This is a genomic window from Thermogemmatispora sp., assembly GCF_019683755.1.
Classification (GTDB): domain Bacteria; phylum Chloroflexota; class Ktedonobacteria; order Ktedonobacterales; family Ktedonobacteraceae; genus Thermogemmatispora.
The window spans coordinates 1-11439 of record NZ_JADGHT010000140.1; the positions used below are offsets into that span (position 1 = coordinate 1).

An 11439-nucleotide genomic window follows, 5' to 3' on the forward strand; every position below is an offset into this window, starting at 1 on the left:
TAGAATGGAAGTGCTCTGACCAAGAGCGATGGGCAAAGTGCCTACCATCTGAGCCTGCATAGTCTCTGCCGCGAGGGTGGTCTGGTACAGATTCAGTGCTTCTTTCAGCAAGGTTGGGTTAGACAAAGGAGTCACCTTATGGCTGCAACTCGCCCCATTCGTGTGTTGGTTGCCAAACCAGGACTGGATGGGCATGACCGTGGCGCAAAAGTGATCGCCCGTGCCCTGCGCGATGCAGGCATGGAGGTTATCTATACGGGCATCCGTCAAACCCCAGAGATGATCGTCGAAGCCGCCATTCAGGAAGATGTCGATGCCATCCTCCTGAGCATCCTCTCTGGCGCTCACATGGCCCTGTTCCCTCGCATCATGGAGCTTTTGAAGCAAAATGGCGTCACTGATGTCCTCGTAGCGGCTGGCGGTATTCTGCCCGATGAGGACATCCCGGCCATCAAAGCGATGGGCATCAAGGGCTGTTTTGGACCAGGAACTCCCATTGAACAGATCATCCAATTTGTTCGTGAGAATATCAATCCTGAGCGTCTCCAGGTAGAGGTGTAGGTGCGGCTTGCAGAACCAAAATCAGAACCAGCAGTTGATTGAACGCCTGCTCACCGGTGATCGGCGGGCCTTAGCGCGCATGGTGACCCTGATCGAAAATGGAGTACCTGGCGCACGCGAATGCCTGGCTGAGCTACATCGACATGCCGGACATGCCCACATCATTGGGGTCACAGGAGCCCCTGGGGTTGGGAAGAGCACCCTGGTGACGCAACTCACACGGGAATTTCGCCGTCGCGAGCGACGTGTGGCCGTGATCGCCGTTGACCCCACTAGCCCTTTCTCTGGCGGCGCCCTGCTCGGCGACCGCATCCGTATGATGGAGCTAGCGGGGGACCCGGGCGTCTTCATTCGCAGTATGGCCAGTCGCGGCAGCCTGGGCGGCCTCTCTGCGGCCACGCGCGACGTGGTGCGTGCAATGGATGCCGCCGGTTATGACCCTATCCTGATCGAGACCGTCGGCACAGGGCAGGCTGAGGTCGAAATCATGCGCGCTGCCCATAGCGTGATGGTGGTCTGTGCTCCGGGCCTGGGCGATGAGGTGCAGGCCCTCAAGGCTGGTATTTTAGAGATTGCCGACCTGTTTGTCGTGAGCAAGAAGGATAAGCCAGGTGCTAACCAGACTGCCGCTGAACTGGCCATGCTGTTGAGCCTGGCTCCCGATCGCCGTACGGCGGCTTGGCGCATACCAATTGTGCTGACCAGCGCCCTCAAGGGCGAAGGAATTGATCAGCTTGTGGAGGCCTTAGAGCGCCATCGCCGCTTTCTGCAAGAAAGTGGCCTCCTCCAACAGCGCGCACAGCGCCAGATCCGTAGCGAGATCGAAGCTCTGATTGTGCAGAGGGTGCTCCAGTCCCTGGAAGAGCAGGTCAGTCCCGATGAGTGGCGGCGTCTGCTCAGCGAGATTAACCAGCGGGCACGTGACCCCTATAGCGTCGCGCGCGAGCTAGAGACCCGTCTTGGCATCTCTCATTGAGCAGGGCAGCTCGGGCGGCAGGCAGTGCGCACGGATAGGCCAGGCGAGAGGGAACCGTAGACAAGCAGGCAGGACGAGGAGTGTAGCAATGGTTGTGATCGATCTACGCGGGCGAGATCTGGTACTGCTGCCGCCCCCCGACTGGGAAGCCTTGCCGACCAACGAACTCTTGCAGCGCCTCTTTGGGTCGCACTTGCCGCAGCGGGTCGCAGCCCAGCTCGGACGCGACCGCCGTCATGGCTTCTTGCGCACTTTACCCATACATTTCGCTGCCGTCAAGCAAGCGCTGAGTCAGCAAGGAACCCCTTTTCAAGTTGCCTTTGACGAGCGTCCGTCCCTGCCTTTCCTGCCGGCTCCCGCCGTAGAAGCGCGCCCCTATCAGCGGGAGGCTCTGGAGCAGTGGCTAGCCGCCGGCGGAGCGGGCGTCATCGTGTTACCGACAGGGGCTGGCAAAACGCTGGTAGCGGCCCTGGCCATCCATGCCATGCGGCTCTCAACACTCATTGTTGTCCCCACCATCGACCTGCTCCAGCAATGGCGACTTGCCCTAGCCTCCATGCTCCAGCTTGCCCCGGCCTCCATTGGCCTTTTTGGGGGAGGCGACAAGGATCTGCAGCCGATCACAGTCATCACCTATGACTCGGCGGCGCTCTATCCCTTGGAGCTGCGACGCTTTGGCCTGCTCATCTTCGACGAATGCCACCATCTGCCTGCTCCGACCTATCGACAGATCGCTCTCAGTGCTTTTACCCCCTTTCGTCTGGGTCTCAGCGCTACCCCCGAGCGCAGCGACATGGCCCACCTGGAGCTAGAGGAACTCATAGGTCCCGAGATCTATCGGCGCAGCCCGGCAGAGCTAACAGCAGATCGCTACCTGGCCCAATATCAGGAAGTGCGGATAGAGGTCACACTCCCGCCCGAGGAGCAACGGCGCTATAGCGAGCAGCGAGCTATTTACCGTTCCTTCTTGCGTCGTAGGAGAATCGCCATCCGCTCGCCTGAAGATTTTCAGCAGAAACTCATCTTTCTCAGTGCCCATGACAAAGAGGCGCGGGCTGCCATGCTGGCTTGGCGGGAAGCGCGCACCATTGCCCTCAATGCGGCGGCCAAATACGAGCAGATCGAAGAACTGCTGAAGCGTCACGCCTGCGATCAAGTCATTCTCTTCTCCGAATACAATCAGGTTGTTGAAGAGATCAGCCGGCGCTTCTGTCTACCCAGTATCACTTACAAGACCGCCGCCGAGGAGCGCCAGCTCATTCTGGAGCGTTTCCGCTGTGGGCAATACAGCAAACTTGTCACCGGGCGTGTACTGAACGAAGGGGTGGACCTGCCCAATTGTCGGGTGGCCATTATCGTTAGTGGAAACAGTACCAAGCGGGAATATATCCAGCGCTTAGGGAGGGTTCTGCGTCCTAAAGAAGGCCAGGCCCTCCTCTATGAACTCGTTACCGCAGGTACCACCGAAGAAGAGATCGCTCGTCGGCGACGTCAGTCATCGTGAAAGAGGCGAGCCAGATCCTTTGCCCTGCCCTGTCTCGCCTCGTCTCTAGTGCTGGTTCAGACCTTTTGCAAGGGCACTGCAGCCAGATACTGGCACTCGATATATGCCTGATACATCCCGGCTGAACCCTGGTCGAGCGTCGGCTGATCATTAGGCGGGATCACGCGCCCGGTATAGGAGTCTGCCGCCGCCTTCTTCAGTTGCAGTGCCAGATCAAGCGCAGCCTGGCTGCCCATCTGCTCCAGTGGGGTCTGAGCCAGTTTAGCGCTGTAGGTGCGCATATTCGTCACCCACTGACGCAGATCACTCAACGCATTATTGATATGCTGGATATGCTGCAGCATAGTAGGATTTTGACCAGCGACCTCCTGCAAGTGACTGATCTCGCTCGCCATCATATCCAGATAACCAGGAGTAGAAGGCGAAGAAATGAGGCCGATGGGAATTTGGAGGAGCGCGGGCTGATTAGCAGGTAGATCGCCGCTGCTGCGAGCATAGCTCGTGCCATCGATCATCGTAATAATACGGTTGGCCTGGCGCCAGGCTAGACCGTAATCGTGAGGCCCTTGCAAATCATCCACGATGCTGCCAGCTTTCTCATTAATAGACTTGATCGTTTCAAACATCGCCACAGCAATGCCCACCTTCTCAGGCAATCCGGGCCCCTGATAGAGCAAATGCTGCAAGTAAGGGAGCGCGGCGCTGCTCAGGTTGCCAGCGTAGACCTTGGGGCCAGTGGGACTCTGAGGTTGCTGTTGACCATCCTCCAGCGTGATAAAGAAGCCGCTGGCCACTGAGAGCAGATTGGTATGCTGGGCATCGCCCGGATAGACCAGGGTAGCCTTGCCATTAGTAGTCGGTAGCTTCCCCAGAGGGACAAGGCGCGAACCGCTTGTCTGCATCCAGGCATAGTAAGCCTGATTGGCTGCCGGCGCTGGCAAACCAGCGATTTCAATGCGTAGCACATCGGCGTGGCCTAAAGCATCGTCCTGGAAGAAGACATAACCGGGCACGCCAGGCGTTGATGCGGGCTTACTACTTGGCTGACTTTGATGAGGCCAGAGACCGGCGATACTGGCGCCCAGGATAATGATGCAGAGGACAACACCACTAATGATGGCGTAACTGAGAGGAAACTCCTTGCCACGCCCTCGCGATGGAACAGCCGGCAGCACCGCTGTCGTGGCTGGTGGTAGGGCCGGCGCCGAGGGAGCCGGTGGGAGAGACTGAGGAAGGCGGGAAGCGGTCGGCGCCGGCAAAGGCGTACTGGGAGTGGTCCCCCTCTCTGGCTTAACAGCCGGAATGCGACGCGTCGTCTGGGCAGTGGCGACAGGTAAAGGACCAGAGACGGAACCAGCAGCTTCTTCGAGACCGTGCCCATCACGCAGAAACTCATCACCTAGCGAAAGCTGGCCTGTAGGTAGCGCTGCGCATGCCTCCGCCACTGCTTCAGCCAGTGCTGAAGCACTGCGGAAGCGTGTCGCCGGGTCCTTGGCGATCGCTCGCAGAATCACCTCTGAAAGTCCCGGCGGAATGCTCGAATTAATCAGGATTGGGGGGGTTGGCAACACATTAATATGTTGCATCATCAACGCAACAGCGCTCTCACTGCGGAAAGGCTGCACCCCAGTACACAGCTCATACAAAATGACGCCCAGAGAATAGATATCGCTGCGTTCAGTGGGGGGTTGCCCACGAGCCTGCTCGGGTGAGATATAGAGAGCGCTCTGCAGGCTGCTCGTGCCTTTGAAAAGCGTAGCAAGGCCAAAATCAGTAATGCGCGGCTCTCCGATCTTGCTATGCAAAGCATGACGCTGGTCCAGCAAGATATTGGAAGGCTTCAAGCCACCATGAATAATACCCTGCTGGTGAGCATAGTCTAGAGCGGCGCCGAGCGCCTTAAAGAGATAAACGAGCGCGGAGATAGGAGGAAAGAGACCCTTGCGCAGCGTATGTTGAATATAGTCGGCCAGTGTCTCTCCCTCCACATACTCCATAGCCATACAAGCAGTCGTACTGTTCGTCTCAGGTACCCGCAATACCTCAAAGCCGAGCAGCGAGACAATGTTTGGATGGTGCAGGGCGCTCAGCATCTGGCCAGCTTGCTGGAAACGCGCCAGGAAATTGGGGTCGGCCTGCAAATCGCTGTGAAACAGCTTGAGCGCCACCACCTGGTTGCGCTCAAGGTCGTAGGCCATCCAGACCTCGCCCAGGCTGCCACTGCCCAGTTGCTGCTGCAATCCATATCTGCCAATGCGGCGCGGGATGGTGCTCATAGCAACCCCCCTCTGTTCAGGATGGTGGTCGTCCTACAATGTCTAACTCTCTCCCTTACCTGATGGAGAACACGGTCGAAACCGCCCCTTTTTGTGAGGACAGCGCGGCCCCTCCTTACCTGCTTGCTTCATCAATGCACTCGAGGGCGAGAGTTGCCGCCCGCCAGCCCCATGCCCATCCATTGCCTTCCCGTGAGTACTATACCAGATGTAGGACAACCATGCAATGAGATCATACCAATGTCTCTGGGTCAGCTTCTTTACAACCTTCATAACCATATTCTTTTCGAAAGAAAAGATTTCATAGAATGAAATGTAACTTTTTCTTACTTCTCTTTAGAGAAAGCATCTCCGGCTACGTCCTATTCTATAGAGGAGAGTAAGGCAAAGGTCCCAAGCTTGGCCTTGGCCTCTCGCCTGCTTACAGGCCAGTGCGCAACGAGGTCACTGCTAGGCAGTGCCGCTTGTTTGCGCTATAATGCCTCTGTCCGTTAGAGAACGACGGGGGCGAGAAATCAGGGAGATCGTGTGTGCGTCTCAGTCTACAGGATGTCAAGAAGCAAGTCTACCGTCGCGGCGGCGAGCGCTATCTAGCCTTACACTGGCTGCGGCCAGGTGAGTTGGAGGCTGAGATTGGGCGTTTGTTGGACTACTATGAAAAGCTGCTCGGGCAGCCACGGCGTATCTTTTCTCTGGATGAAGCGCGTGCCTGTATTGGTGACTATCGGCTAGCTGATGGACTGATCGCCGTTCTTGGAAGCTGGTACACCTGGGAGCCGCCGGCCTGGAACGAGGAGGTGAGCCATCTGACTGCCGGTGAACAAGCGCGCTTGGCCCTCCAACAGGCGGGAATCTCCTCATCCGTTCAGCTCCGTCTGGCGCTCTTCGATTACGTCAACAGCAGCTACGATGGCTTTCTGGCGCGTAGCGAGCGCGCAGCGGCGTTGACGCTTTTTGCTGAGCGTTTCTCTCTCTCGCTGGCCGAACTAGAGCGGCTCCTTGTGCTTGACAGTGAGGACGAGGCTCGTCTGATCCGGCTCAGCGAAAGCCTTCCTCAACCTGCGACCATTATTGCCTACTATAATCAAGCTCTCTTTGAGGCGGCCCTTAACAATGCGGCCCGCGTGACCTTTCTCCTCGACTGTCAGGCACTGCGCCACGACCGGCAAGCAGGTATTGGGGCCGTGATCAAGCGTTTCTGCTACCTGGCGCGCCGACTCGGTGTCTATTATGATCTCGACTATGCAGATGATCTGTCAAGTGAGCCTCGGCCCCTCTCCGAGAGCGAGCAGCCCCGCCGTCTACGCTTAACTTGTTATGGTCCCCAAGAAATGACAGGTCTGCCTCAGCAGTATGGGCAACGGCTAGCGCGCCTCTGCCGCTTGCTTCTGGAGTATGCGCCGCGCTCCGACGCGGGCCAAGCTGGGCGTCGACGGGGGGGCAGCAGTAGGAGCGGCGAGCGACTGCGCAAGGCCATCATTGCCGCCGAAGCTCTGGTCTATCTGGGTGAGCGAGCTTATCACTTACCGTTAGATGCGGCCCTTCTCGCTCTGCTTACCTTGCCAGAGGAGGCCGTAACCCCTCTCGTGACTGCCCAGGCTGGGCAGCCAGCCGAGCAGAGCGAGGATCTCTTTGACAGTCAACTTGAAAGCGCCTTTGCGGCTGCCTTCCAGGCTCTTGAGCGTGGTTCTGGTCAGGGATTGGAGGGCTGGCATCTAGAGCGTGAACCCGAGCCGCTCCTATTACGAGAAGGAATCTTTATTCCTGATTTTGCCCTTTCAAGAGAGCAGCAGCGTATTTATGTTGAGATCCTGGGTTTCTGGACAGCTTCTTACCGAGAACGCAAAATACAGAAATTACAGCAATTACAGGGAAGGAACGATATCGTTCTTCTTATGCCGCGCGAGGCACGTGCGGCCTTCGCCTCCCTGGAGAGGATCTTTCCTATCGTGTGCTACGATAGTCAAGTGGCCCTTGGTGATCTCCTACACTTGCTCCGCAGCCGTTACGATGACTTTGCCACGCGCCTGGCTCTCCTTGATCGAGAGGCCATACAACACCAGGTTCGGCAGGAAGGGTTTATTGCCGAACGCGACTGCTACAGCCTGTTACACTGCTATCGGCGGTCCGAACTAGAACGGGCGGCGGCCCTGATCGCAGATCAGGGCATCCACTTTCTCCCCGGTGTCGGCCTCTATACGCAGGAGTGGTTCGAACGCTTCGCCTCCTCGTTCGTAAAGTGGGTAGAAGGGCAAGGCCCAACGGCTTGGGGAGCGGTTGCGGCTGAGCTACGCCTGCAATGGCCATGTCTGGCGAGCTGTGAGGATGCTGCGCTAGAAACCCTGCTCGAACAAATTGAAGGAGTGAGCGTCGAGCACGGTTCTATCTTTGAGGCACAACTCACCTATGCAGGTGGAACGCTTAGCGCGCCTAGGCCCGCAGAGGCCAGTGTCGCCGGCGAGCAGCATGAGCTGTCGACAATCGCGGCTCTGGCCGCACAGCGGAACGCGCGTGAGCATAAAGCTCGCCCTGGCTCAGGAACGCGAGCCGCCAAAGGGCGTCGCTCGCTGACGGCTCCACAGACAGCCCAGCCTGATCTTTGGGCCTGAGCAATCGCCTCGCCCACCTGTCGTTCTTGGCCTGATGGGTAGTTAAGAATAACAAAGGGAAAGCTTCTTAAGGATAGAGAATGGACGTCAATGAGCTTCTAGGCGTGACACTTGGCACATGTACACTAGAACGGATCATTGGACGTGGCGGCATGGGAGCAGTTTTCCTGGCTCAGCAATCGCGGCCCGTGCGCACAGTCGCCGTCAAGGTCTTGATTCCTTCCCTCAGCTACGATCCCGAGGAGCAGCGCAATTTTCTCGAACGCTTTCGGCGCGAGGCCGACACTGTTGCGCGCCTAGAGCATAAAAATATTCTCCCTATCTACGAATATGATGAAGCGCTCGTCGGTAATGAGCGTCTGGCTTATCTTGTTATGCCCTACATGCGTGGAGGAACGCTACGTGATCGCATCGATGAGATGAAGCGTGAGGGACGCTACTTTGACCTGCGCATCATTGTGAGCTACATCAGCCAGCTTGCCGACGCTCTCAACTACGCGCATAGCTTTGGGATTGTCCATCGTGATGTCAAGCCGGCGAACCTGCTCTTTCACCTGGATGGGCGCCTGCTCTTGAGCGACTTTGGCATTGTGCGTCTGGAAACCTTGCCCGCCTTGACGGCTATTGGCGACTTTCTTGGTACTGTTGAGTATGCCTCACCTGAGCAGGTTAGCACCAGCGACGTTGATCATCGCTCTGATATCTACTCAATGGGAGTCGTGCTTTACGAACTTCTGACGGGAGAAGTGCCCTTTACTGGCACCACGCCCTTTATTGTCATGAACAAGCATCTGAGTGAGCCAGTGCCTTCGCCACGCCAGAAGCGTCCTGATCTGCCGCCGGCAGTTGAAGAGGTCGTCCTCAAGGCCCTGGCCAAGCGGCCCGAAGATCGCTATCAGAGTGCGCTAGAGCTTGCTGCGGCGTTACGCAGTGCTGTACTAGGCGCTTTGCCTGCCCCAGCTTCGGGCGTATTGCGCATCAGTGGCAATGCTGACAACAGCGATCTGACTGTGGCCGAGCCAGTGCGGGAGGCCGTAAGCGAAGCCGTAGGCGCCGGGCAGGTAGGCAAAGCCGGGCCGAGTGGCCCTACAGGCAACGCCCCTTGGCGGCAAGGAGCGCGGTCCTGGGAGTGGCCTTCACAGCGTCAAATCCAGGAACAGCCTGTATCATCCGTGTCGCCAGATGAAGAGACCGAGCCTGCTCCGATTTTCCATGAGGGGCGCCGTCTCTTCTACTACAGCCTGATCCTGATCGCTCTAGTAGCCCAGTTCCCAATTCTGGCCCTGCTCTATGCCCTTAGCGCTGGCAAGGGGATGCTGCTGGCTGATCTGGGCGTCTTACTGGCCACAGGGGTCAATCTGCTCGCCCTCGCTGCTCAAGGATTCTGCGGAGTCACGCGTGGGGCGCTGCGCAACGTCAGTGGAGCCATCTACCGCACAAGCGCCGCCTCTCTCGTTGCCCTGGCGGGCGCCACACTCCTGATCGGTCTGGCCGATGCTGCCGCCCCTTGGCTGCCGCTCCTTGCCTACATCTTGCTATTAGGGAGCAATATCTACGCTGTGCGCCAGCTTGGTCAAATCGATGTAGCCCATGACCAGGTCGAAAGCGCCCCAGTCCACTGGCGTGCGGCAGCCGAAGCAGCTCTGACTGGGCTGCTGCCTCTCACTATCATTCTGATCCTAACCCTGGCCACCTCGGCTCAGCATCTCTTTCCCGCTCATTTGCTCAATATGCTAGGCTTGCTGCTCATAGCGCTGGTAGCTGCTCCAACACCTGGGGCGGTGGTAGCCATCGAGACCCGCAAGCTCTCCATTGCCTCATTCATACGAACCAGTGCCTGCGCTGGCCTCTTCATGTTTGTGACCGCCTTCCTGTTCACCTGTGCCTGGGGATTACTCTTTGTTAGACAGAGCTGGTTCTTTGCCCAGTTCAGTCCCCCGTGGATTGCCCTTCTTCTCTGGGCAGGCTTGCTAGCCACCATTGGCGCTCTGCGTGGCTTGCTGGATGCCTATCTCTATCTACGCATCACCCAGCGCCACCGCTAGCCGCCCAAGCAGGCACATTGCCATCTCCTAATTGATGGAACAGCCGACCTTCAGCATCGAAAAGCGTGGCTTGACGAGGATGGCGTTGTGAGGTATACTGTCCCCCACAAACTAGAACAAATTTTCTAAAAATCGTTACAAGAGCCTAGCGCAAGAAAGGAAGCAGGTGACAGCTTGAACCGGAGCCATCTTCGACAAGCGGTGGAGGCCCCCTCTCGGCGTCAGCTCTCGTCAGGCGCAGCAGAAGAGCTGCTCAGCACGAGTCAGGAAGGAGACGAAGAGGAATATTGGAAAGAGGCGCGACCCACAAGCGTGGTTCGACGTTACCAGGCAGTGGCCGATGTAAGGACTGAAGTAGGACGCGCCCGAGCCGATGCGCTGCCGGAGAGCAGTGTCATCAGTACGCAGCGGCACAATGTGGGGCGTCAGAACGGAGGAGAGATCCCAGTAGCTCCGATGCGCCGCCGCGCCAGTGAGCGTCAGGCCTCGCTGGGGTCGGGGGGCACAGTGCGGGAGCGGGAACGGGAACGGGAGCGGCAGACCGATGAGCCGCTCCGGTCACCGCAACGAGCAGACAGGCGCTATCACTGGCTCCTGTGGCTGGGACTTTTTTGGCTGGTAATGGTCGTTGGCTGGGTTGTTCTGAGCGCGCTGACAGGTTGGTGGCAAACTACCCTTGATGACTGGCGCTATGGGCGTCCTCGGACTTTCCAGATCGATGCCGTGGTGGGTCACAACGATTCCCCTAGCAACCCAAGCCATTTCATCGCCTTGAATCTCAATCGCCATGTGGAGATCATTGAGCTGCCCGGGGGCGATGCCACAAAAGCCCGCATCTATGTGGGGCCGGTACTGGTCGGGCCAGGCCAAGATCTCGCTCCTGTAACGCTCAGCTTCCAGGATGTCAACGGCGATGGCAAGCTCGATATGATCGTGACTATCGAGGGTAGCCACTTTTTCTTCATCAATCAGAATGGTTCCTTCCGCCCGGCTCAGCCTGGCGAACCGATCAGATATGCGTCTTCCTAAAGCAAACCGCCACTTGCCAGCTGCACTGTCGCGCCCGATGCCATCTGCTCGCTGCCTCTCACCGGGAGAGAGCTGGCCTGCGCCAGTGCCTCTCCCCCGGCCAGACAGACAGCTAATCAGCGGACCTGCCCGACTGGCTGGCCCCTATCACAAAACGTGTCGGCTCAGTGGTCTTGCTTCTGCTTGACTGCTACCCCTACTGCTTGTAGGGCCTCTGAATGTGAGCGTAGATGCTGTAAGGTCTGGAATTGAGGCACGGCGCTGGCTTCCGGGGCAGACGGGATAGAGTGGGCACGCCCTTCAGTCTCTCCCTGGCTGGACGATTCCGGACGCAATGCAAGAATAGCGAAAATGATTATCCATGAAATGAGTAGTATCAAAAGTGTCCAATATATAATAGTCTGACTTAGAGCAATAGCGAGACCGCTCATGGGCACTT

7 protein-coding genes are annotated in these 11439 nt (G+C 57.8%); 6 read left to right on the forward strand and 1 reads right to left on the reverse strand.

The features are described 5' to 3' along the window. The first annotated feature begins 138 nt into the window (after positions 1–138). The 3 genes from IRZ24_RS10750 to IRZ24_RS10760 all read left to right on the forward strand — a co-directional run bounded on the left by IRZ24_RS10750 (position 139) and on the right by IRZ24_RS10760 (position 3041). Positions 139–561, forward strand: coding sequence for a cobalamin B12-binding domain-containing protein (locus tag IRZ24_RS10750; RefSeq protein WP_297163770.1), 423 nt, complete (start codon positions 139–141; stop codon positions 559–561). Between the two features lie 7 nt (positions 562–568). Next, positions 569–1537 (forward strand): methylmalonyl Co-A mutase-associated GTPase MeaB, encoded by a 969-nt coding sequence (gene meaB, locus IRZ24_RS10755; RefSeq protein WP_297163772.1) that lies wholly within the window; start codon positions 569–571, stop codon positions 1535–1537. An 88-nt stretch (positions 1538–1625) separates the two neighbouring features. Next, positions 1626–3041, forward strand: coding sequence for a DEAD/DEAH box helicase (locus tag IRZ24_RS10760; protein ID WP_297163774.1), 1416 nt, complete (start codon positions 1626–1628; stop codon positions 3039–3041). Between the two features lie 56 nt (positions 3042–3097). Here the strand turns inward: IRZ24_RS10760 and IRZ24_RS10765 are convergent, their stop codons facing one another. Continuing rightward, on the reverse strand, positions 3098–5317 hold the full coding sequence (locus IRZ24_RS10765) for a serine/threonine-protein kinase (protein WP_297163776.1): 2220 nt from the start codon (positions 5315–5317) through the stop codon (positions 3098–3100). Positions 5318–5847: 530 nt separating this feature from the next. On the opposite strand from IRZ24_RS10765, the gene IRZ24_RS10770 reads away from it, so the two are divergent. From IRZ24_RS10770 to IRZ24_RS10780, 3 genes are all read left to right on the forward strand, one after another. Continuing rightward, positions 5848–7926 carry a DUF790 family protein gene (locus IRZ24_RS10770; RefSeq protein ID WP_297163778.1) on the forward strand — a complete coding sequence of 693 codons (2079 nt, stop codon included), beginning with the start codon at positions 5848–5850 and terminating at the stop codon, positions 7924–7926. A gap of 80 nt (positions 7927–8006) precedes the next feature. After that, a complete protein-coding gene (locus tag IRZ24_RS10775; RefSeq protein ID WP_297163780.1) occupies positions 8007–9971 on the forward strand; it encodes a serine/threonine-protein kinase in 1965 nt (654 codons plus the stop codon). A gap of 174 nt (positions 9972–10145) precedes the next feature. Next, a complete protein-coding gene (locus IRZ24_RS10780) occupies positions 10146–11000 on the forward strand; it encodes a VCBS repeat-containing protein (protein WP_297163782.1) in 855 nt (284 codons plus the stop codon). Positions 11001–11439 lie beyond the last annotated feature (439 nt).

Bases quoted from the DNA above. Each gene is read 5' to 3' on its own strand.
- IRZ24_RS10775 (WP_297163780.1), top strand. From the start codon at position 8,007: ATGGACGTCAATGAGCTTCTAGGCGTGACACTTGGCACATGTACACTA.
- IRZ24_RS10760 (WP_297163774.1), top strand. From the start codon at position 1,626: ATGGTTGTGATCGATCTACGCGGGCGAGATCTGGTACTGCTGCCGCCC.
- IRZ24_RS10750 (WP_297163770.1), top strand. From the start codon at position 139: ATGGCTGCAACTCGCCCCATTCGTGTGTTGGTTGCCAAACCAGGACTG.
- IRZ24_RS10765 (WP_297163776.1), bottom strand. From the start codon at position 5,317: ATGAGCACCATCCCGCGCCGCATTGGCAGATATGGATTGCAGCAGCAA.